This window comes from Micromonospora sp. NPDC049274, assembly GCF_040678875.1.
In the GTDB taxonomy this organism is placed as follows: domain Bacteria; phylum Actinomycetota; class Actinomycetes; order Mycobacteriales; family Micromonosporaceae; genus Micromonospora.
Genome location: NZ_JBFAQS010000005.1, coordinates 111,084 through 133,490, shown reverse-complemented (window position 1 = coordinate 133,490; position 22,407 = coordinate 111,084). Strand labels below are relative to the sequence as shown.

Below are 22,407 nucleotides of genomic sequence, written 5' to 3'. Positions count from 1 at the left end.
GTGTCGGTGTTCACGACTCGATCCGCTCCTTGCTGGCCAGTCGGCCGTCGGTGAAGCAGAGCCGCCACGTCGGCTCGGCGAGGGGGAAGTTGCCGTCGGTGTAGTACTCGCATCCCGGCGATGACACGCCGAGCGGCGGCGTGAGCTGCCGGCGGGGCAACCCCCGCAGGTCGGCGCGCTCGGTCCCGGGCCGCATCCGGTCGTACGCCGACTCGTCCAGCACCGTCCCTGCCGTGGCGAACGAGTAGTAGAGCAGCGACAGGACGAGCCCGAAACCGGCCGGGGCGGCCAGGGCAGTCAGCAGGCTGCGCCGAGCCCGCCGACGCGCCTCACGCAGCCGGCGCTCGGCGTCCGCCGGCCGTTCCGGGCCACCGCCGACCAGGGCGTCACCAGTGCCGTCGAGCACGTCCCCCACCGCAACGGGCAGCCCCGTCCACCCCGCGCCGGAGTGCGCCTCGGCGGGCAGCGGCAGCCGGGCGCGCACCGCGAAGCCACCGTCGGGTGACGGGCCGGCATCCAGTACGCCACCGGCCAGCCGGACCCGCTCGGCGAGGGCCAGCAGGCCACTCCCCGAGGAGGCCGGTCGGGGCAGCGGACCGGCCGGCGCCGACGCGTTGCGCACCCGCACCTCCACCACGTCCACGTCGCGGGCGAGGGCGACGGTCACCGGCGCGCCCGGGGCGTACCGGGCCGCGTTGGTGAGCGCCTCCCGCACCACCTGATGGGCGGCGGAACCGGTCATCCCGGGCAACTCCACGGTGTCGGGCGGGGCGTCCAGCCGTACCGCCATCCCTGCCTCGCGGGCCCCGGCCACCAGGTCGACGACCGTCTCCCCCACCGGACGGACGCCGGCCGGACCGCCCTCCTCCCGCAGCACCCCGATGATGCCGTGCAGGCGTTCGGTGGCCGCCGCGACGCTGGCCCGCAGCTCACCCACCGCCGTCCGGTGCTCCGGGGCGAGGGCGTCGGCCAGCTCCAACGCGGCGGCCCGCACCGCGATCAGGCTCAGATCGTGACCGAGCGAGTCGTGCATCTCCTCGGCGATGCGGGCCCGCTCGCGCAGCCGTACCCGCTCCGCAGCGCCCCGCCGCTCGCGCGTCAGCGCCTCGACGTGCAGGCGGCCGGCGTCGGCCAGCGCCTGCTGCTGCCGCCGGTACCGGCCCACCAGCCAGGGGAACACCCCGGCGAACAGCAGAACCGAAGCGAGCAGGAACCAGGTCGCCGCCCCGGTGCCGAGCAACCCCAGGTTCAGCACCGTGCCACCGAGGGCGATCACGCCGAACAGCACGGCCGCCGGCGCGGGGCCCGCACTGCGCCGCCCGCTCAGATAGCTGAACACCGGGATCGCGAAGACGAAGTTGCCGTCCACCAGCGAGCCGAGCACCACCAGCAGCAACCCCACCAGCGGCCAGCGCCGCGCCGACGCCACCGCGACCGCCAGCAGCGCCAGCGAACCCAGCAGCAGCGCCACGTCGAATCGCGGGTACGGCGGACTCAGCCGGGCAGCCGCGATCGGAGCGGACACCACCGCCCAGAGCAGCACGTCCAGCAACGGACGCCGCCACCGCTCGGGCACCGACCGGTCCAGGATCCTCACGGCGGCCAGGCTACCCACGTCCGACCTGCGCGGACACTGACGAAAGTCAGGTGTTCAGCTGCTCTCCTCGGCCCAGACGCGCCAGTCGTCCAGCACCCCGTGCAGCGCCGGAGTGAGCCAACCCGGCGCCGACCGCCGGAACACCCCCGGGTCCATCGCGCCCGCGCCGGACGGCACCGCGCCCAGCAGGTTCGGCACCAGGTCGGTCAGGTTCGTCCAGTGCACCAGCTCCGGCGACGCCGGCCAGGCGCCGATCACCACGCCGGCCGGCACCGCACGACGGTCCAGCGCCTCCAGGGTCAGCGCGGTGTGGTTGAGCGTGCCCAACCCCGCGCGGGTGACCACCACCGCGGGCGCGCCGAGCGACACCGCCAGATCGGCCATCGTCCAGGCCTCGCCGGACGGCCGCAGCCCCATCGGCACCAGCAGGCCGCCGGCCCCCTCGACCAGGACCAGGTCGTGCTTGTCCGCCTCCTCCCGGACGGCGTCCACCGCCGCGTACAGCTCCAGCGGCGGCAGGTCCGCGACCCGGGCGGCGGCCAGCGGGGCGAGGGGATCCGGAAAACTCGCAAGCGTACGACCGGTCAGCGGGGCGGCCAGCCGATTGACCGCGTCCACGTCGCCAGGCTCCCCGCCGGCCGTGCCGGTCTGACCCGGCTTGACCACCGCCACCCGCAGGCCGGCCGCCTGCGCGGCCGCCGCGATAGCCGCCGTGACCACCGTCTTGCCCACCTCGGTGTCGGTGCCGGTGACCAGCACCGGCCCCTCCCACGCGCTCACGGCGTCGTCTCGGTTCGCGACTGCGGGGCTCGCAAAACCGGCTCACTCCTCGCGCTCACCGGACCACCAGAGGTTCGCGACTGCGGGGCTCGCAAAACCGGCTCACTCCTCGCGCTCACGGCGCACACTCCACTATGACGTCCAGCGCCCGCTCGAAATCCGCCCGGGGCACCCCGGCACTGACCGTGAGGCGCAGCCGGGAGCGGCTGTCCGGGGTGGAGGGCGGCCGGAAGCAACCCACCGCGACACCCCGGTCCCGGCAGTCGGCCGCCCAGGCGGTCGCCGCCTCCGGGCCGGGCGCCGCCACCGAGATCACCGCCGCGTCCGGCGCGGAGACGGCAAAGCCGGCCGCGCCCAGTCGACCGACCGCCAGCGCCACCCGGTCGGCCAGCTCGGCGCGCAGATCGTCGCCCGCCCGGGCCAGCCGCAGCGCCGCGTGCACACCGGCCGCGACGGCCGGTGGCAGCGCGGTGTCGAAGATGAACGTACGGCTCGTCTCCACCAGATGTCGGACGAACTCCGCCGGGCCCGCGACCACCCCGCCCGCCCCGCCGAGCGCCTTGGAGAGGGTGGCGGTGACCACCACGTCCGGCTCGCCGGCCAGCCCGGCGGCCGCGACCGCGCCGGCCCCGGACGGCCCGGTCACGCCGAGGGCGTGCGCGTCGTCGACAAGCAGCAGCGCGCCGTAGCGGCGGGCCACCGCGTGCAGGTCGGCAAGCGGCGCGAGGTCGCCGTCGACCGAGAAGACCGACTCGGTGACCACCACCGCCGGGCGTCCCGGCGCCACGGCCAGCGCGGCGGCCACCGCCGTCACGTCGGCGTGCGCGCTGACCACCGTCTCCGCGCCGGAGATCCGGCAGCCGTCGATAAGCGACGCGTGGTTGTGCGCGTCCGAGACCAGCAGGGTCCGGGGCTGGACGAGGGCCCGCAGCGCGCCGAGATTGGCCAGGTATCCGGAGGAGAAGACGAGAGCCCGGTCGGTGCCCAGCCACTGCGCCAGCTCGTCCTCCAGGGCCTCGTGCGCGTCGGTCGAGCCGCGCACCAACCGCGACCCGGTCGCTCCCAGCCCGTACGCTGACAGTGCCGCCGTGGCCGCGGCGGTGACCTCCGGGTGGGTGGCCAGGCCGAGGTAGTCGTTGCCGGCCAGGTCGGTCATCCGGTCGTCGGCGGGACGAGAGTGCAGCCGACGGGTCAGCCCGGCCTTCGCCCGCAACTGCGCGCGGCGATCGAGCGCCGCCAGCCAGTCCGCCACCGTCACCCCTTCACCGCCGTCCGCGCCGGTCACGCCGACACCCGCCGGGCGAAATTACCACCCGCCACCACCGACCCGGCGAATCCACGGCACGCGGGGGCCACCCACCGGTGAAGCCGAGGAGCGTGCGACCACCCAACGTCAACGACCGGTGACTCGCTGCCACTGCGCCGTCGGCGCGGCGTCGCTGGTGAAGATCGACCGGACGGCAGGTCGTACCCGGCTGACCGGGGGCCTTGTAGGGTACGAGCCATGCCAGAGATCCTCGACCAGGCCCGCACCCAGGTCCTGGGTGACGGCGTCGGCCTCGACCAGGCCGGCGTCCTCGCCGTGCTGAACCTGCCCGACGAGCACCTGCCCGCCGCCCTCCAGCTCGCCCACGACGTGCGGATGCGGTGGTGCGGCCCGGAGGTCGAGGTCGAGGGCATCGTCTCGCTGAAGACCGGCGGCTGCCCGGAGGACTGCCACTTCTGCTCCCAGTCGGGCCTGTTCACCTCCCCGGTGCGCTCGGTCTGGCTGGACATCCCGTCGCTCGTCGAGGCCGCGAAGCAGACGGCGAAGACCGGGGCGACCGAGTTCTGCATCGTGGCGGCGGTGCGTGGCCCGGACGACCGGCTGATGAAGCAGATGCGCGAGGGCGTCGCCGCCATCAGGGCCGAGGTCGACATCCAGGTCGCCGCGTCGCTGGGGATGCTCTCCCAGGAGCAGGTCGACGACCTGGTCGACATGGGCGTGCACCGCTACAACCACAACCTGGAGACCTGCAAGTCGTACTTCCCCAACGTGGTCACCACCCACTCGTGGGAGGAGCGGTGGGAGACGCTGCGAATGGTGCGCGACTCCGGCATGGAGGTGTGCTGCGGCGGCATCCTCGGCCTCGGCGAGACCGTCGAGCAGCGCGCCGAGTTCGCCGCGCAGCTCGCCGAGCTGAACCCGCACGAGGTGCCGCTCAACTTCCTCAACCCCCGCCCCGGCACCCCGCTCGGCGACCGTCCGGTGGTCGAGGGCAAGGACGCGCTGCGGGCCATCGCCGCGTTCCGGCTGGCCATGCCGCGCACCATCCTCCGGTACGCGGGCGGCCGGGAGATCACCCTCGGTGACCTGGGCACCCGCGACGGTCTGCTCGGCGGCATCAACGCGGTGATCGTCGGCAACTACCTGACCACCCTGGGTCGGCCGGCGACCGCCGATCTGGATCTGCTCGACGAGCTGAAGATGCCGGTCAAGGCCCTGTCCGCGACCCTCTGAGCTGAACCGGTGAGGACGACGTGACCGAGGTTGTGGCAGCACAGCGCTGGTGTGACCGCTGCGGCGAGGACGCGTCGGCCGCCGGTCACGAGTCGTGCGCGGCGGCCCGGGCGCTGGAGCCGCCGCGCTACTGCCCGGCTTGCCGACGCCGGATGAAGGTGCAGGTGCTGCCGGTCGGCTGGTCGGCGGTCTGCGTCGAGCACGGCGAGAGTCGGGGCTGAGCCGATGCTGCGTGGACGTGCGGTGACCCTCCGACCGGCGACGGTCGCGGACGTGCCGGCCCTCGCGGCCATCCGGGCCGACCCGGAGGTACGCCGGTGGTGGCGCGGCGGCGACGACCTGACCGCAGCCGTCCACGCCGACCTGGGCGACGACGACCTCGCCCTGTACGCCATCGAGCACGACGGCCGGGTGGTCGGCGCGATCCAGTGGCACGCCGAGCCGGACCCGGACTACCGGCATGCCAGCATGGACATCTTCCTCGACCCGGCGGTGCGCGGTGCCGGGCTTGGCGTCGACGCGATCCGCACCCTGGCCCGGCACCTGATCGACGAGTACGGCCACCACCGGTTCACCATCGACCCGGCCGCGGCGAACAGCGCGGCCATCCGGGCGTACGCGAAGGTGGGTTTCCGTCCGGTGGGCATCATGCGCCGCTACGAGCGGGGCGAGGACGGCCGCTGGCACGATGCCCTGCTGATGGACCTGCTCGCCGACGACCTGACCGACTGAATCGGAGGGGCGTGCCCGGCACCGCATGGTGCCGGACACGCCCCGGTGTTCCGCGGACGAAGTGACGCCTAGCGTTGGATGCTGAGCACACCCGGCCGCCACGGCAGCCGGTTGTAGTCGCCGCTCGCGTTGGGGTCCTTGCCCTGGTAGAGCAACTGCAGGTTGCAGGCGTCGACGGTCTTGGTCTGGTCGGGGTTGGTGCGGACCAGGTCACCGTGGCTGATGTCGTTGGTCCACGTCGCGCCGCTGTTGGCCTTGCCGGCGAACGGGTTGCTCTCGCTGGCGGCCTGCGGGGTCCACGAGCCGCCCAGGCTGCTGGACGTGAACGACCGGAAGTAGCGTTGCCCCTGGCTTCCGATCGCCTCGACGATCATGAGGTACTGGTTCTGGCCCTGCACCCTGTAGACCTCGACGGCCTCGAACAGGTTGTTCGTCGAGTCGGACATGACAGTGGTGTAGCTCGAGCCGAAGCTGCCCGGGAAGTTCCCCAGCGGCATGCTCGACCGGTAGATCTTGCCGTTGTCCCCGGCGAAGAACAGGTACATGTTCTGGTCGTCGCCGATGAGGGTCTGGTCGATCACGCCGTACGGGGCGTCGGGGAGGTTGGCGGTGGACAGCGTCTGTGCCGCGGACCACCCGTTGGCGTTCGTCGGGTCGCTCGACGTCTTGTAGCTGAACGAGGTCGGCCCCCACTGGTACGCCAGCACCCAGATGTTCTTCGGGGCGAAGTACAGCAGCGTGGGCGCCACCGTGCCCTGACTCATTCCGGTCTGGCTGGCCGAGGCCATGTCGGACCAGTTGGTGAACAGGCCGAAGTTCATCGAGCCGTACGAGCCGCCGCTGTTGACGTTCGACGCGTAGACCAGGTGCTTGCCGTTGTAGACGACGTTTGTGAAGTCCTTGAGCGAGAGCCAGCCGTTCTTCGGGCTCGTCAGCGCGCCTGTCGACGACCACCGGTAGGTCGACGGAAGCGCGCAGCCGCTCGGCGGCGTCGATGTCGGCGTCGGCGTCGGCGTGGTGGTCGGCGTCGGCGTGGTGGTGGGCGTCGGCGTGGTGCCGCCACCGAAGTCGGTCCGCCACTGCTGGTTGGTCTGCCCGTGGCAGTCGTACAGCTGAACCTGCTGGCCGTTGCCGGTGCCCCAGACGTCCAGGCACCGGCCGGACTGCGCGCCGCTGATGGTGCCGTTGGAGTTGATGTTCCACTGCTGGTTCGACTGGCCGTTGCAGTCCCAGATGATGATTCCGGTGCCGTTCGCGGAGCCCGCGCCGTTCGCGTCGAGGCACTTGCTGCCGTACACCCGCAACTGCTTGCTCGAGGTGTACGTCCACTGCTGGTTCGACTGAGTGTTGCAGTCGTAGAGCTGGACGCGTGTGCCGTTGGTCTGCGTGGAATTGGGTACGTCGATGCACCGGCCCGACTGCACGCCGACGATCCGGCCGGCGCCGCCGCTCGGCGGCGGGCTCGTGGTCGGGCTCACCGTCGGGCTCACCGTCGGGCTCACCGTCGGGCTCGCGGTTGGGCTCGAGGTCGGGGGGGCCGCGTTGAGCGCGTTGAGGACGGAGTTGTAGGCGGCCTTCTTGTTGCCGCCGCCGTCGAAGAGCAGCGGGCTCTCGTTGGAGCGCCAGGAGTCGCTGTCGCGTACGCCCCAGACGGTGATGCCGATGCAGCGCGGCACGTTCAGGCACGCCTGGGTCAGCCCGGCGTACTGGGTGGTGGAGGAGTTGGTGACGTCGACCTCGGTCAGCGCCACGTCCACGCCGAGCGCGGCGAAGCTGGACAGCGTGGTCTGGAAGTTGCTCGGCAGCGAGCTGCCGCCGGTGAAGTGGGTCTGCAACCCGACGCAGTCGATCGGCACGCCACGTGACTTGAAGTCCTGGATCATGCGGTAGACGCCCTGCGTCTTGCCGTACGACCAGTTTTCGATGTTGTAGTCGTTGTAGCAGAGCTTGACCGACGGGTCGGCCGCCCGCGCGGTGCGGAACGCCACCTCGATCCAGTCGTTGCCGGTGCCCTGGAGGTTCGACTGACGACGGCTGCCGTCCTCGTTGAACGCCTCGTTCACCACGTCCCACGCGGCGAGCTTGCCCCGGTAGTGGCCCATCACGCCGTTGATGTGGTCGATCATCGCCTGACGCAGGCTGCTGCCGTTCAGGCTCTGCATCCACCCCGGCTGTTGCCCGTGCCAGGCCAGGGTGTGCCCACGGACCTTCAGGCCGCGCTGGGTCGCCCAGTTGTAGATCTGGTCACCGGAATTGAAGTTGAACTGGCCCCGCTGGGGCTCCGTCGCGTCCGGCTTCATCTCGTTCTCAGCCGTGATCATGTTGAACTCGCGCGCGGCGATCGTGCTGTACGTCGAGTCGCCGAGCCGGCCTGCCGCGATGGCGGTGCCGAAGTACCGGCCCGACTGCGCGGCGGCCGCGCCGAGCGTGGTCGCTGCGGCGTTCGCCGAGGGCATCATCACCGCCACGGCGGCCACAGTCACGACGCTGAACGCGCCGGCGAGCAGCGCTCGGACGGCGGGCGATCGCCGTCGCCGAGTCCCGCCGCTATGAACGGTTGGGCTCATTGCCATCTCGGCCTCCTTATTGGCCAACACCCCGGGCCGCCGAGGCGGGACGACCGGAGGTCTCGGGGATCTAACTCAGTCGATGCTTGCACACGCGCCGGTCCGAGCAATGATGTTTCGGAAAAGTTTCGGAACCACGCTCGGCCGGCCGACGACCGCGCATCTGGACCTGCTCGCCGACGACCTCACCGACTGACGTCGAGCCGCCGAGGTCAGCGGCGCTGAGGCACCCGCCGGGCGGCGTAGGTGGCGAGCACGCCGGCGACAAGCGCGGTCAGCACCCCGACCAACTGGATCGCCTGTCCGGTCGCCACGTCGGCCCCGTGCCGCCCGAGCAGGTTGTCCACGCCGGTCGGGCTGATCGCGAACCCGACGGCCACGAACAGGCCCAGCAGCGCGCCCACCGCGGGCGACAGGCGCCACGGGGCGAGCGCGACGAAGAGGGCGCCGGCCAGCAGGATGATGATCCCGGGCGGTACGGCGATGGGGAACTCGACTCCGGCGGCCCACAACACGCCGATGCCCGCGGCGCCGACGACGAGACCGGCGATTGTGAACGTCCGTGCGGTGACAGTCATGCCACCACGATGGTCCGACGCCTGCCGGTTGGCGTCCGCCCCGCGACGTCATCCCGGGTACGACGGTGTGCGTACTCCGGGCACGGATCGTGGACAGTTTCCGTGAGCGCTGACGGAAACTGTCCACGATCTCGAACGTTCGAAGCCTCAGGCCACGGTGCAGGCGGTGTTGTTGACGGTGAAGGCCGTGGGCTTCGGGTTGGTGCCGGTGTGGTTGCCGTTGAAGCCGAAGCTCACCGACGCGCCCGGCGCGATCGTGCCGTTGTAGGACAGGTTCGTCGCGGTGACCGCCGCGCCGGTCTGGCTGACCGTCGCCGACCAGCCCTGGCTGACGGTCTGCCCGCCGGGGAAGCTGAACCGCAGCGTCCAGCCGTTGATCGCCGTGGTGCCGCTGTTGGTGATGGTCACCGTGGCGGTGAAGCCGGTGCTCCAGTCGGTGCTGGCGTACCCCACCGAGCAGGTGCCGCCGACCGGCGCGGGCGCGGTGGTGACCGCGACCGGCGCGGACGCCGCGGAGGTGTTGCCTGCCGCGTCCACGGCCACCACGTAGAACTGGTACGCCGTCGACGCCGTCAGCCCGGTGACGGCGAGCGTGCTGCCGCTCGGCGAGCCGACGAGCGCGTCGGTGGCGCCGGCCTCGCGGTAGACCCGGTAGCCGGTGACACCGACGTTGTCGGTCGACGGGGTCCAGGCCAGGGTGAGCCCGGTGGCGGTGACCGCCGAGGCGACAGGGGTGCCGGGCGTGCTCGGCACGGTCGTGTCGGCGGAGCCGGTCGGCGGCGTGGTCACGGTGAGCACCTGTGACGCCGCCGACCGGTTGCCGGCGCCGTCGCGGGCCACCACGCTGAACTCGTACGTGTGCTCCGGAAGCAGTGTCGAGATGGTGAGCGTGGTGCCGGTGACGGGCCGGTTCACCACCGTGTCGCCACCGACCAGGACCTCGCGGACGTCGTAGCCGGCCAGGCCGCTGCCGCCACTGTCGGTGGACGCCGCCCAGGCCAGGGTGACCGAACGGGGCGCGAGGCCGGACGCAACGGGCTTACCTGGCGTGGTCGGGGCGGTGGTGTCCGGCACGACCGGCCCCGGCTCGTCGCCCCAGACGCGGGTGGTGCCGGCGTAGAGCGGCACCTTCCGGTTCGGCCCGGCGGTGGCCTGGTACGACGGGTCGTTGGTCGGGTCCCAGGTGCCGCCCTCCGGCACGCCGATCTTGAACTGGACCTCCATCCGGTGCTGCGACTGACCGGCGGGGGCGATGGTGTACCCGGTGCAGTCGACCTCGACGTACCAGATGTCGCCGCTGTACTGCTTGGCAGTGGTCGGGGACGGGCAGCCCTGGGTGTAGCCGGGGGTGACCTGCACGCTGCCGGTGCCGTCGGGCCGGAAGTAGTACCGGAACTTCCCGTTCGTCAGGGCCCGGGCCGGGAACGCCGACTTGTTGTAGACCATCACCTTGAGCCCGGTGGCCCGGGGCTCGGCCTGCGTCACAGTGGTCTCCACTGTCAACTCGTCCATGTCCGGCGTCTCGGCGACCGGGAAGTTGGCCAGCGGGCTGCCGCCGTACTCGGAGGTCAGCCGCACCAGCGCGGAGGTGAAGCCGGCGTTGTAGTCGGTGGCCACCTCGTTCATCACGTAGTCGGACCGGCTGTCGTTGTACGCGTCGTTGGCCGCCGACGGGCCGCCGACGAGCGCGCCGTAGAGGGTGTGCCGGGTCTGCACGGGCACGGTCTGGCTGTCCCACCAGGACCCGTGGGCGGTGCGGTGGTGCGGGTTCTTCGGTGCGTTGGCGCCGAACCCGATGACGTAGCTGGAGCTACGGGGGTTGTCGCCGAGCGCGTAGTTGATCTGCCGGACGGCGAAGTCGTGGTAGCGCGCCTTGCGGGTGGTGTCGGTGGTCTTGTCGCTGTAGACAAGCGCCGCGAAGGACGTGTTGGCCGCGTAGCGCAGCGCGCCCCAGGAGTCGAGCACCGCCATCCCGCCTGGTGAATACGGAACCCGCTGCCCGTTCACGCCGACGGTCCAGTAGTCCAACCAGCGGTTGGCGTCGTCGACGTACTTCTGCTTGCCGGTCAGGTTGGCCAGCAGCACGTACGCGCCGAACTGCTTGTTGTCCCAGGCGATGGTCCACTTGTAGGAGCGGGTGGTGGACTGCGGCTCGGTGCCGAGCTTGTCGTACTCACTCTCGGCCTTGCTGAGGTAGCTGGCGTCGCCGGTGGCCCGGTACAGCCAGATGGCCGCCCACACCAGCTCGTCCTGCCAGCCGCTCCACGACTTGTAGAACGACGCCGCGTCGGTGATGCACTCGCTGTAGGACTTTCGCACCGTGTCGGCGAACGTGTAGAGCTGCCGCGCGTGGGTGAGCAGCTTGTCGGCGTAGGCCGCGTCGGTGGGCCGGAACACCATCGACGAGGCGGCCATCGCGGCCGCCGTCTCGCCGGCGAGGTCCGCGCCGCCACAGGTCGCATCGACTTTGTACGCGGGACGCGCCATCGGCAGCACCTCGGCCGGACCCCACCACTTGTGGTCGTCGTCGCCCTTGCCGACCTGCCCGTAGAGAACATTTGCCGACGGGTGCGCCTTGATGAAGTAGTCGTTGACGAAGCGCAGGTTGTTGAGCAGGTGCGGCAGTTGGCCGGAGGCCGTGTAGCCGCTGCGGTACTCCACCGCGCCCCACGCCAACATCGTGGCGCTGAACGCCATCGGGAAGCCGAACTTCACGTGGTCGCCGGCGTCGTACCAGCCGCCGGTGAGGTCCAGTCCCGCGCTGGCGCCGTCCGTGAGCGCAGAGTCGCCGCGCCAGGAGACCCGGTTCCAGTCGGGCAGCTTGCCCGACTGCTGCGCCTCGTAGAAGAGCAGCGACTTCTGCAACGCCTCGGCGTAGTTGTAGGTCGCAGCCGGCGCAGCGGCGGCGGGCCCGGACGGCGGTGCGGTCACCGCGAGGGACGCGCCGGTGAGCAGCGCGACGCCGACGGCCAGCAAGCGCCGGGGCCAAGGCTGGTCGGCGACCGGTGACCGACCGGGGTGGCCGCGGAACGGCCGGGTCAGGTGGCGCATGCGGGCTCCTGTCGGAGGTGCCGCCGGCGGCCGCACCGACGCGGGACGGCGTACGGGCGACACGGCCACCGGCGACAGCGGGGGTGGCGGTGTAACCACGGGCCGTGGAAGCGCTCCCATGGATAATCGACAATGTAATGCGCGCGTCATCGATTTGTGAAGGGGTACGGTCGGCCATTGGCGATGATCGCGCCGCTCTCGCTGGGAGTGTCCGATGCGAAGCAAGCCGGAGCGTTCTGGGCTGCCGCCCCCGGCTACCGCCGCCGCCCACCCCGCCACCCGGGCGACGAGTGGATCGTCGGGCCGCCGCGAACCGCCCCGGTGGTGACCGGGACCCTCGCTACGCCCCAGGCGTCAGCACCGTGCGCGTCCTCTCCGCCGCAGCGGAGACGACGAGCGGGACCGTCACGGTGAGCAACGCCCCGTCGCGCTGCACCGAGCTGGGCCGGTCCAGCCGCCGCAGCGTCCGCAGCATCGGCGTGTTCTCCGCCTGGACGTGCAGCACCAGCGCCGCGTACCCGGCCGCGTCGGCGTGCCGGACCAACCGGCGCAGCAACGCCGAGCCGAGCCCTCGCCGCTGCCAGTCGTCGCGCACCAGCAGCGCCACCTCGGCCTCGTCGCCCTCGCCGAGCAGGTTCGCCATGGCGACCACCGACTCGGCAGCGCCGTCGGCGCCGCTGGTGGTGGCGATCAGCGTCAGCCCTCGGCTCGGCTCCAGCAGCCGGCGCAGCCGGGCCGGCCGCGGCAGCGCCGCCGCGCCCAGATAACGCCGCTGTCGACTACGCGGTGAGCACGCCTCGTGCAGCTCCACCACACCGGACAAATCGTGGGCGCCGGCCGGCCGGACGACCACCTCGGCCCCGTCGGGCAGCACCACTGTGACCTGTTCCGCGGCCCGACGCGCCACCGTGGCGGCCAACTCGACCAGGGCCTGCGCCCGGGCGTACTCCGCCGGGGTGAAGGCGGGCGCGGCCCGGCGTAGCGCGAACGAGCCGCCCGCCGGGTCGGCCAGCGTCATGGTGGCGTCGATGATCCCCCGGTCGACACCCGTCGACGCAGGTCGCCAGGTGACCGAGTCCGCGCCGAGCAGGGTACGCAGCGCCTCGCCCGTCGCGTCCGGGTCACGCACGAGTCGGTTGGCCAGCCCGAGAACCCGGGTCGGCTGGTCGGCCAGGCCGCGCGCCTCGCTGCGCGCCACCCAGCAGTCCCGGCCACGACCCCGCTCGACCGCCGCGATCAGCTCGGCCTCGTCGAGCGCGTCCGGCGCGTCGACCAGGAAGTCGTCCACCGCGCCCTGCTCGGTGGGCTGCACCTGCACGGTGAGGATGTTGACCCCCCGCAGCGCGAGGCTCGCCGTGAGAACCGACAGGTAACCCGGCCGGTCGTCCACGGTGGCCCGAATCCGCCACAACGTCATGGTTGGCTCCCTTCCCCACCTCAGAGCCTCGCCCGCGGCTGTTGCCGCCCGGTTGCTCGGCCGTGTCGGCCCGGGAACGGCCCTGAGGCCGCTCAGGGGCCGGCGACGACCGGCGGCGCGCCGACCAGGTCGAGCCGGTCACCGAGGATCACCGCGCTGGCCCGGACGAGCTGGGTGAGCCGGTCGACCTCGGTGCTGTGGAAATTCGCGGCGCAGAGGGTGTCGTTGTGCTCGCGGGCCACCACCAGCACGAGGCCGGCCCGGCCGAACGGCGCGATCGCGTGGTGGGTGCCGTCGGGCGTGGTCATCGACCGGCCGCGCAGCGGGGTCACCTCCGGCAGCCGCAGAGGCACCGGAGCACGCCAGCTCGCGTGGCCCACGGTGGCGCCACCGCCCCCGGTACGCGAGGCCCAGTCCACCGGGACCACCGCGGCGACCGCCCAGTCGGCGGCCAGCAGTCCCGGTACCGCGTCGACGAGGGTCGCCAGCCCGTCGGCCGGGTTGGCGGCGACCTGCGCCAGCAACTCCGCGTCCTGACCGGTCGTGGTGGGCGCGCCGATCGCCCGCCACACCCCGTCCACCCGTACGCCTGGAATCGCCGCGAGGCCGGCCAGCAGCCGCTCGACCCGAGCCGCGCCGGGCCACACCACGGTGAAGTCGTCCACCGCGCGCCCGCCGAGACGCTCGAGGACCACCACCTGGACGATGTCCGCGCCGGAGACACCCAGCGTGCGGGCGACCTGGCCGAGGGTGCCCGGACGGTCCGGCAGGGTGACCCGAACTCGCAGCAACATGTCTGTCCCTCCGCTCGGCGGGCCGGCGACAGTTGGCCGGCAGGCTGCGTCACAGCCTGCCTGTTGACCATTTCGTCCCTGTTGCCGAGGCATGTCCCGAGGGGAAAATCTGACCTTGACAACGTGAGCGGCCTGCCATCAACTAGTCGGATGACCGATCCGGCCGTCAGCGCGCTCCGGCCGGGCGCGGTTCCGGCCTCCCCCGCCGGGCTCGACCTCGATCGGCTCACCGCCCATCTGGCGGCGCGCCGACCCGACCTCGCCACGGGGCCGGTGCGGGCCCAGCTGATCGCGGGCGGCAAATCCAACCTCACCTACCTGCTGCGCCTCGGCGACCGGGAGCTCGTGCTGCGCCGGCCACCGCTGGGGCACGTGCTGGCGACCGCGCACGACATGGGTCGCGAGTTCCGGGTCATCTCGGCGCTGGCCCCGACCGAGGTGCCGGTGCCCGGCGCGCTGCTGCTCTGCACCGACCCCGAGGTGATCGGCGCACCGTTCTACCTGATGGAACGGATGCCTGGCGAGGTGTTCCGCACCCGCGCGCAGACCGACCCGCTCGGCGACGAGCGACGACGGGCTCTCGCCATGGCGATGATGGACACGCTGGCCGCGCTGCACACAGTCGAACCGGCCGCCGTCGGGCTCGGCGACTTCGGCCGTCCCGAGGGCTACCTGGCCCGGCAGGTCCGCCGCTGGGCCGGGCAGCTCGACCGCTCGCGCAGCCGCGACCTGCCCGGCATCGACGAGCTGCGCGACCTGCTGGCCGCCACCGCCCCGGAGGGCGCGAACGCCGGCCGGATCGTGCACGGCGACTACCGACTGGACAACCTCCTCGCCGCGGCCGACCCGGTGGCCGTGCACGCCGTCCTCGACTGGGAGATGGCCACCCTCGGCGACCCCCTCGCCGACCTGGGACTGCTCCTGACGTACTGGGATGTCCTCGGCGGCAGCGACACGGCCGAGGGCAACCCGGTCGCCGACGGGCTCGGGCCGCGCGCCGGCTTCCCCACCGGAGCCGAACTGATCGACAGGTACGCCGGACGCAGCGACGTGGACGTCGGGCCGCTGCACTGGCACGTGGCGCTGGGCTGTTTCAAGCTCGCGGTCATCTGCGAGGGAATCCACTACCGCCACACGCTCGGGCAGACGCTCGGCGAGGGCTTCGACCGGATCGGCGAGATGGTGGCACCGCTGGTCGCGCACGGGCTGACCGCCGCCAGGGAGCGGTGATGGACTTCTCGTACGACACCCGGACCGAGGAGCTGCGCGACGAGCTGACCCGGTTCCTGACCGAACACGTCTACCCGGCCGAGGCCGTGCACGCCGAGCAGGTCGCCGCGGGTGACCCGTGGTCGCGTACACCGGTGCTGGCCGAGCTGAAGGCGGAGGCCCGCAAGCGCGGCCTGTGGAACCTGTTCCTGCCCGACCCCCGCTACGGCGCCGGCCTGACCAACCTGCAGTACGCGCCGCTGGCCGAGCTGACCGGGCGCAGCCCGCACCTGGCGCCGGAGGCGGTCAACTGCGCGGCGCCGGACACCGGCAACATGGAGCTGCTGGCCGAGTTCGGCTCGGAAGCGCAGCAGCGTCGCTGGCTGATGCCGCTGCTGGAGGGCGAGATCCGCTCCGCGTTCTGCATGACCGAGCCGGACGTGGCGTCCTCCGACGCCACGAACATCGCCACCCGGATCGTCCGTGACGGCGACGAGTACGTCATCAACGGCCGCAAGTGGTGGTCGTCCGGCGCGATGGATCCGCGCTGCGAGATCTTCATCGTGATGGGCAAGACCGACCCCGACGCCGACCGGCACCGCCAGCAGAGCATGGTGCTGGTCCCCCGGGACACTCCCGGGGTGCACGTCCGCCGGGGCATGACAGTCTTCGGCTACACCGACGGCTCACACGGCGGGCACGCCGAGATCGACTTCACGGACGTCCGGGTGCCGGCCGAGAACCTGATCGGCGCCGAGGGCACCGGCTTCGCGATCGCCCAGGCGCGACTGGGCCCCGGCCGGATCCACCACTGCATGCGGTTGGTCGGAATGGCTGAGCGGGCATTGGAGCTGCTCTGCAAGCGGGCGCTCGGGCGGGTCGCGTTCGGCCGACCGCTCGCCGAGCAGGGCGTCGTCCGGGAGTGGATCGCCGAGTCGCGGGTGCGTATCGAGCAGGCCCGCCTGCTGGTGCTCAAGACGGCCTGGTTGATGGACACCGTCGGCAACAAGGGCGCGCACACCGAGATCCAGGCCATCAAGATCGGTACGCCGGCGATGGCGGAATGGGTGATCGACAAGGCCATTCAGGGGTACGGCGGCGCCGGCGTCAGCCAGGACACTCCGCTGGCCGCCCTCTGGGCGCAGACCCGCACCCTGCGCCTCGCCGACGGTCCCGACGAGGTGCACCGCAACTCGCTCGCCAAACGCGAACTTCGCCGCTGGGCCTGAGCCACCGCCGCTCAGGCGGAGGCGCGGTGCACCAGTTGGGTGTCCAGGAGGATGTGCGGGGCGGGGAGGTCGTCGCCACGGATGCGGGCGACCAGCAGCCGGGCCATCTGCCGGCCCATCTCCTCCACCGGCTGGAACACAGTGGTCAGCGGTGGGTCCGCCTGCCGGGCGACAGGCGCGTCGTCGAAGCCGATCACGGCGACGTCCTCGGGGACACGCCGGCCGGCGTCTCGCAGCGTACGCAGCGCGCCGAACGCCATCAGGTCGGACGCGACGAAGACGGCCTCCAGATCGGGGCAGGCCTCCAGCAGCCGGCGCATGGCGGTCGCCCCGCTGCCCTCGCTGAAGTCCCCGTACGCGATCAGGTCGGGGTTGACGCCGGCGCCGGTGGCCTTGACGGCCTCGGTGTAGCCGGCCAGGCGGGCCAGGCCCGCGCCCATGTCCTGCGGGCCGGCGATGGTGGCGATCCGCCGCCGCCCCTGGCCGGTCAGGTACTCCACCGCCTGCCGGGCGCCGCCGACGTTGTCGACGTCGACGAACCAGGCCGGCTGGGCGCCGGGTTGCAGCATCCGGGCCGGCCGGCCGCCGAGCACCGCGGGCAGGCCGCGCTCCTCCAGCAGGGTGGGCAGCGGGTCGGAGTCGTGCAACGACAGCAGCAGTACGCCGTCGACGTGCTGGTTGGTGAGGTGGTGCTCGACGCGCTCCCGCTCGACAGGCGACTGGGCCATCGCCAGCCAGAGCTGCATGGGCGTCTCCAGCAGGCCGGAGCTGATCCCCCGCACGATCGCGGCGAAGAACGGCTCGGTGAAGACCCGCTCGCCGGATTCGGAGACCACCAGTGCGACGGAGTCGGTCCGCTGGGTGACCAGCGCGCGGGCCGCGCGATTCGGCACGTACCCCAGTTCGGCGATGGCCTGCTGGACCGCGGCCCGAGCCTCCGGGCTGACCTGGGGCGAGCCGTTGACCACGCGGGAGACCGTGCCTCGACCCACGCCGGCGCGCGCCGCGACCGCGTCGAGGGTCGGGCGCCCGAGCGACCGGGTGCGCTGCGTTGTCATCGTCTGCTCCTCCGACGGCGGGCGGGCCCGGTGCCACCTGCGGAAGGTGGACACCAGGACCGCCCTGATGGCTGGCCCGAGCCTATTGTGCGGCCAGACCGTTGCGTCGGATCACCGAGGCGTACCACCTGGCGCTGGACTTGGGGATGCGAAGCTGGCTGTCGTAGTCGACGTGGATCATGCCGAAGCGCTTGGTGTAACCCCAGGCCCACTCGAAATTATCCATCAATGACCAGGCGAAGTAGCCCCGCAGGGGCACGCCCGCGTTGATCGCCTCGTGGCAGGCGCGCAGGTGGGCGTCGAAGTAGGCCAGCCGGTCGGTGTCGTCGACCTGCCCGTCGACCACCGTGTCGACGAACGCGGAGCCGTTCTCGGTGACGTACAGCGGCAGGTCTGTGTACTCCTCGTGCACCCGCCGCAGCGTCTCGACCAGGCCCGGGGCGTCGATCTCCCAGTCCATGTCGGTGACCGGAAAGCCCCGGGTGACGAAGCGGACGTCCTCGCTGCCCGGCCAGCAGGACGGCTCCCGCCAGTTCGGCTCGGACTCGGCGGCCTCGACCGGCGCGGCGACCACGTGCCGGCTGTAGTAGTTGATCCCCACCAGGTCCAGCGGCGTGGCGATGGTCGCCAGGTCGCCGTCGCGCACGTGGTCGAAGTCGGTCACCGTGCGCAGGTCGGCCACCAGGTCCGCCGGGTACGACCCGCGCAGCAGCGGGTCGAGGAAGAAGCGGTTGGCCAGCCCGTCGATCCGCCGGGCCGCATCGACGTCGGCGGGGGCGTCGCTGGCCGGGTCGACCGGGTACAGGTTGACTGTCACGCCCACCTCGGCGGTGGGTCGCGCGGCCCGCAGCGCCTGGACGGCCAGGCCGTGCCCGAGCATCAGGTGGTGCCCGGCGCGGACCGCGTCCGCTCCGTTCGACCGGCCCGGGGCGTGCACGCCGGAGCCGTAGCCGAGGAACGCCGAGCACCAGGGCTCGTTCAGCGTCGTCCAGTAGCGAACCCGGTCGCCGAGCGCGTCGGCGACGAGCGTCGTGTAGTCGGCGAAGCGCGCCGCGGTGTCCCGCGACGGCCAACCGCCGGCGTCCTCCAACTCCTGGGGAAGGTCCCAGTGGTAGAGGGTGAGCCAGGGCTCGATGTCGTGGGCCAGCAGCTCGTCGACCAGCCGGCGGTAGAAGTCCAGACCCTGCGCGTTGGCCGCACCCGAGCCGCCGGGCTGCACCCGGGGCCAGGAGACCGAGAAACGGTACGACTTCAGGCCCAGCTCGGCCATCAACGCGACGTCGTCACGGAGCCGGTGGTAGTGGTCGCAGGCGACGTCACCGGTGTGTCCGTTGATCACCCGGCCCTCGGTGTGGCTGAACGTGTCCCAGATCGACGGGGTGCGGCCGCCCTCGGCCGCCGCCCCCTCGATCTGGTAAGCCGCGGTCGCGGCGCCCCACAGGAAGGCGGGTGGGAAGGTCAGCCCGGGGCGCTCGTCGAGGACGTCGACGGCGGGTGGGCTGGCGGGGTTGCTCACGACTTGACGGCACCTTCCATGATCCCGCCAATGATCTGGCGGCCGAACAGAACGAACACGATGAACAACGGAAGGGTCGCGATGAGCGTACCCGCGAAAATCTGAGAATTGTCCGCGAAATACGCGGTGTTCAGACTGCGCAGCGAGATCTGCACGGTCGGATTGGCCGGGTCGGCGAGCACCACGAATGGCCAGAAGAACTGGTTCCACTGCTCCATGAAGGTGAGCAGCCCGAGTACGGCCGCCGCGGGTCGCAGCGCCGGCACCACCACGTGCCAGTAGACGCGCCAGGTGGAGCAGCCGTCGACCCGGGCCGCCTCGATCAGCTCGTTGGGCACGGCCTGTTCGGCGTACTGGCGCATCATGAAGATGCCGAATCCGCCGATCAGGAACGGCACGGTCACCGACGGCATGGTGTTCAGCCATTCCAGCTTCGCCATCAGGATGTACAGCGGCAGCACGCCGAGCTGAATGGGGATCATCATCGAGGCCAGGATGATCAGCAACAGCGCGTTCTTGCCGCGGAAACGCAGCTTCGCGAACGCGAACCCGGCGAGCGAGCCGAAGAACACGGTAGCCACCGTGATCGTGCCGGACACCAGGAACGAGTTCAGCAGGCCCTTGACGATGTTCGCGTCGCCGTTGTCGAGCACCCGCTGGATGTTCTCGCCCAGCTTGCCGCCGGGCAGGAAGGGCGGCGGCCAGGAGTTCGCGGCGTCGCTGGTCCGCGAGGCGATGACGATCATCCAGTAGAACGGGAAGAGCGACAGGATCACGCCGAGGACGAGGCCGAACCAGGTCAGCGGACTGGCCGTCCAGAGCTTCTCCGCCCGGTGGCGAATGCCGGGGCGACTGGCCGGTGGCTGGACCGCCGGCGGTCGCAGAGTGGTACTGGTCATGGGTGGGCCACCCTCACTTGTCGGAGCTGATTCGGCGGGCCAGCAGGTAGTTGAGGAACGAGACGGACGCGATCAGCAGGAAGAGCACCAGCGCGACGGCGCCCGCGTATCCCCACCGGAACCGCTGGTTCATGACATCCAGCAGGTACATCGTGATCGTCTGGAACTGCCCCTCCGTGCCGCCGGAGAGCGCGCCCGAGCCGCTGGTGAACATGAGCGGCTCGGTGAAGAGCTGCAGACCGCCGATGGTCGAGATGATCAGCGTGAAGATGATGGTGGGACGCAGCTGCGGGATGGTGATCGACCAGAACTGCCGGCGCTGGGAGGCGCCGTCGAGGGCGGCCGCCTCGTACACGTCCTTGTTGATCGACTGCATCGCCGCGAGGTAGATCAGGGCGTTGTAGCCGACCCACCGCCAGTCGACCATCGTGGCGATGGCGAACCAGGAGGCGAAGCGGTTGGCGCGCCAGTCGATCGGACCAAGGCCGACCAGGTCGAGCAGCCAGTTCATCAGGCCGAACTCGCGGGCGTAGATCATCGAGAAGATGAGCGCCACCACGGCGGTCGAGGTGATGATCGGCATCGCGATGGCCAGTCGGAAGAACATCTGGCCGCGGATGCGCCGGTTCAGGGCGTTGGCCAGCAGCAGCGCGATGATGAGCTGCGGGATGGTGGAGAGCGCGAACATCCCGAAGGTGTTCACCACCGCGTTCCAGAACTGCGGATCGTTGGTGAACAGTTCGACGAAGTTGTCCAGGCCGACGAAGCTGATCGTCGCGTTCATCGGTGACCTGTCGGTCATCGCGATCCAGAACGTGTAGACGATCGGGTAGACGCCGAAGATCGCGAAGAGCACGAAGAACGGCAGGACGAACACGTACGGGGTGAAGCGCAGGTCCAGCCGGTTCAATTGACGGCGGCGCGCCGGTGAGTGCCGCGGGGCGGGGCGCGACCGGCGGGCCGACGCACCCGGTGGCGCGGGGGTCTTCAGGGAGCTCATGAGCGGTCCTTCACACTCGGCGGCACCGTCGTGGGCGCCGCGGCAGGGCGTTCCGACGCGGGTTCACGGGTGGCACCGGAGTCCGGCACCACCCGTGAGCGCGTCCACAGCCGTTACTTGCCTGCGGCCTGGCCGTTCTTCACCGCGTCCTGCCAAGCGGCGTCGGCGGCCTTGCCCTGCTCGATGCTGCGCAGCGCGTTCTCGACCGCGTCCCGGACGGCCTGGTTCTTCGGGCCGAGGTAGACCGGCTTCAGCTCGGTCGCGCCGGCGGCGAAGATCTTGCCGATCGGCGCCTTGCTGAAGTAGTCGTTGGTGGCGGCGAGCACGGCCGGGTCGTTGAGGGCCTGCGGCGACGAGGGCAGGTTCCCGACCTTCTTGAACGCCTCGGTCTGGCCCTTGGCGCTGGTCAGGAACTTGGCCAGCTCGGCGGCTTCCTTCTGGTGCTTGCTGGACTTCGGCACGGCCAGCCAGGAACCGCCCCAGTTGCCGGCGCCACCCGGCGCCTTGGCGACGTCCCACTTGCCGGTCGCCGCGTCACCGGCCTGCCCCTTGATGACACCGGTCATCCACGCCGGGCAGCCGATGGTGGCGAAGCTGCCGTTCTTGAAACCGGCGTTCCACTCGTTGGAGAAGCTGCGCAGGTTGTTCGACAGACCCGAGCTGATCATCTTGGTGGTCTGCTGGAACGCGGACTGCACGTCCGGGTTCTCGCCGACGACGAGCTTGTTGCTCTTGTCGAAGTACGTGTAGCCGCTGCCGGCGCCCGCCGTCTGCATCAGCACGATGTTGTAGAAGTTGGTGGCCGAGTCGACGAACTTGTGCTTCGTGTCGGCGGCGGCGAACTTCTTGCCCTGCTCGATGAAGGCGTCCCAGGTCGGCCAGAGGGCGCCCACCTGCTCGCGGTCGGTCGGCAGGCCGGCGGCCTTGAAGAGGTCGCTGCGGTAGCAGACGGCCATGCCACCGACGTCGGTGCCGAGACCGAGCACCTTGCCGTCCGGGGTGACGCCACCCTCCCACTTCCAGGGCAGGAAGTTGCCCTTGAGGTCGTTGGCGCCGTGGTCGGCCAGGTTCACGAACTTGTCGGCCTGCGCGAAGAACTGCACGATCGTGCCCTCTTCGAGGGCGACGACGTCGCCGGCGCCCGCGCCCGCGGTGATCTGCTGCGTCAGCCGGGTGTTGTAGTCACCCAGGCCGAGGCCCTTGCCGCGCTCCTGAATGGTGACGTTCGGGTGCTCAGTCTGGTACTGCTTGTAAAGATCTTCGTAGCCGAAGCCCTGGTCGCCGAAGACGTCGACGACCAGAGTGACCTTGCCGCCGTCCTTGTCGGACGACGAGTCGTCGCCGCCGCAGGCGGTCGCCGAGGCGAGTACGGCGACGGACGCGAGCGCGATCGCCGCAAAGCGACGACGTGAGGTGACGCTCATCCTGACCCCTCTCAAGTGGTGAGGCTTGGTGTGTCGTGCGTGGTGGGGGGTGCTGC

At 71.3% G+C, this 22,407-nt stretch carries 18 protein-coding genes; 5 read left to right on the top strand and 13 right to left on the bottom strand.

Translation table 11 applies throughout. The annotated features are described in order from the left end of the window. Window positions 1-10 precede the first annotated feature (10 nt). The 3 genes from AB0K10_RS11680 to AB0K10_RS11670 all read right to left on the bottom strand — a co-directional run bounded on the left by AB0K10_RS11680 (window position 11) and on the right by AB0K10_RS11670 (window position 3,629). Entirely contained in the window at window positions 11-1,597 is a 1,587-nt protein-coding gene (locus AB0K10_RS11680) for a histidine kinase (protein ID WP_363682418.1), read from the bottom strand. Between the two features lie 54 nt (window positions 1,598-1,651). Next, window positions 1,652-2,356 (bottom strand): dethiobiotin synthase, encoded by a 705-nt coding sequence (bioD, locus tag AB0K10_RS11675; RefSeq protein ID WP_363682927.1) that lies wholly within the window; start codon window positions 2,354-2,356, stop codon window positions 1,652-1,654. Window positions 2,357-2,492: 136 nt separating this feature from the next. Continuing rightward, window positions 2,493-3,629, bottom strand: a complete 1,137-nt coding sequence (locus tag AB0K10_RS11670) for an 8-amino-7-oxononanoate synthase (RefSeq protein ID WP_363682925.1) — start codon at window positions 3,627-3,629, stop codon at window positions 2,493-2,495. Window positions 3,630-3,881: 252 nt separating this feature from the next. Between AB0K10_RS11670 and bioB the strand changes: the two genes are divergently transcribed. The 3 genes from bioB to AB0K10_RS11655 are packed head-to-tail and all read left to right on the top strand — an operon-like array spanning window position 3,882 to window position 5,609. Continuing rightward, window positions 3,882-4,877 carry a biotin synthase BioB gene (gene bioB / locus AB0K10_RS11665; protein WP_363682416.1) on the top strand — a complete coding sequence of 332 codons (996 nt, stop codon included), beginning with the start codon at window positions 3,882-3,884 and terminating at the stop codon, window positions 4,875-4,877. A 20-nt stretch (window positions 4,878-4,897) separates the two neighbouring features. Further along, window positions 4,898-5,098, top strand: coding sequence for a hypothetical protein (locus tag AB0K10_RS11660; protein ID WP_363682414.1), 201 nt, complete (start codon window positions 4,898-4,900; stop codon window positions 5,096-5,098). A gap of 4 nt (window positions 5,099-5,102) precedes the next feature. Then, window positions 5,103-5,609, top strand: a complete 507-nt coding sequence (locus tag AB0K10_RS11655) for a GNAT family protein (RefSeq protein ID WP_363682412.1) — start codon at window positions 5,103-5,105, stop codon at window positions 5,607-5,609. A gap of 68 nt (window positions 5,610-5,677) precedes the next feature. Here AB0K10_RS11655 and AB0K10_RS11650 read toward each other — a convergent pair whose 3' ends face one another. From AB0K10_RS11650 to AB0K10_RS11630, 5 genes are all read right to left on the bottom strand, one after another. After that, a complete protein-coding gene (locus AB0K10_RS11650) occupies window positions 5,678-8,182 on the bottom strand; it encodes a non-reducing end alpha-L-arabinofuranosidase family hydrolase (protein ID WP_363682410.1) in 2,505 nt (834 codons plus the stop codon). A gap of 206 nt (window positions 8,183-8,388) precedes the next feature. Then, complete coding sequence (locus tag AB0K10_RS11645; RefSeq protein ID WP_363682408.1) at window positions 8,389-8,754, bottom strand: hypothetical protein; 366 nt, start codon at window positions 8,752-8,754, stop codon at window positions 8,389-8,391. 147 nt (window positions 8,755-8,901) lie between these two features. Beyond that, window positions 8,902-11,805, bottom strand: coding sequence for a glycoside hydrolase family 9 protein (locus tag AB0K10_RS11640; RefSeq protein WP_363682406.1), 2,904 nt, complete (start codon window positions 11,803-11,805; stop codon window positions 8,902-8,904). A gap of 340 nt (window positions 11,806-12,145) precedes the next feature. Further along, window positions 12,146-13,222, bottom strand: coding sequence for a GNAT family N-acetyltransferase (locus AB0K10_RS11635; protein WP_363682404.1), 1,077 nt, complete (start codon window positions 13,220-13,222; stop codon window positions 12,146-12,148). 92 nt (window positions 13,223-13,314) lie between these two features. Continuing rightward, the gene (locus AB0K10_RS11630; RefSeq protein WP_363682402.1) at window positions 13,315-14,016 is read right to left on the bottom strand and encodes an amino acid-binding protein; all 702 of its coding nucleotides are present in this window, start codon (window positions 14,014-14,016) and stop codon (window positions 13,315-13,317) included. Between the two features lie 150 nt (window positions 14,017-14,166). Between AB0K10_RS11630 and AB0K10_RS11625 the strand changes: the two genes are divergently transcribed. Then, window positions 14,167-15,246, top strand: a complete 1,080-nt coding sequence (locus AB0K10_RS11625; RefSeq protein ID WP_363682400.1) for a phosphotransferase family protein — start codon at window positions 14,167-14,169, stop codon at window positions 15,244-15,246. After that, window positions 15,246-16,454: an acyl-CoA dehydrogenase family protein gene (locus AB0K10_RS11620; RefSeq protein ID WP_363682398.1), complete on the top strand. Its 1,209-nt coding sequence runs from the start codon at window positions 15,246-15,248 to the stop codon at window positions 16,452-16,454. Before AB0K10_RS11625 ends, AB0K10_RS11620 begins: the two co-directional genes overlap by 1 nt. A gap of 11 nt (window positions 16,455-16,465) precedes the next feature. On the opposite strand, the gene AB0K10_RS11615 is transcribed toward AB0K10_RS11620, so the two are convergent. The 5 genes from AB0K10_RS11615 to AB0K10_RS11595 all read right to left on the bottom strand — a co-directional run bounded on the left by AB0K10_RS11615 (window position 16,466) and on the right by AB0K10_RS11595 (window position 22,351). Further along, window positions 16,466-17,512 carry a LacI family DNA-binding transcriptional regulator gene (locus tag AB0K10_RS11615; protein WP_363682396.1) on the bottom strand — a complete coding sequence of 349 codons (1,047 nt, stop codon included), beginning with the start codon at window positions 17,510-17,512 and terminating at the stop codon, window positions 16,466-16,468. A gap of 82 nt (window positions 17,513-17,594) precedes the next feature. After that, on the bottom strand, window positions 17,595-19,028 hold the full coding sequence (locus AB0K10_RS11610; protein ID WP_363682394.1) for a GH1 family beta-glucosidase: 1,434 nt from the start codon (window positions 19,026-19,028) through the stop codon (window positions 17,595-17,597). Next, on the bottom strand, window positions 19,025-19,870 hold the full coding sequence (locus AB0K10_RS11605) for a carbohydrate ABC transporter permease (RefSeq protein ID WP_039905712.1): 846 nt from the start codon (window positions 19,868-19,870) through the stop codon (window positions 19,025-19,027). Before AB0K10_RS11605 ends, AB0K10_RS11610 begins: the two co-directional genes overlap by 4 nt. A gap of 70 nt (window positions 19,871-19,940) precedes the next feature. Next, window positions 19,941-20,927 carry a sugar ABC transporter permease gene (locus AB0K10_RS11600; protein ID WP_363682392.1) on the bottom strand — a complete coding sequence of 329 codons (987 nt, stop codon included), beginning with the start codon at window positions 20,925-20,927 and terminating at the stop codon, window positions 19,941-19,943. A 113-nt stretch (window positions 20,928-21,040) separates the two neighbouring features. Further along, window positions 21,041-22,351 carry an extracellular solute-binding protein gene (locus AB0K10_RS11595; RefSeq protein WP_363682390.1) on the bottom strand — a complete coding sequence of 437 codons (1,311 nt, stop codon included), beginning with the start codon at window positions 22,349-22,351 and terminating at the stop codon, window positions 21,041-21,043. Window positions 22,352-22,407: the final 56 nt, after the last annotated feature.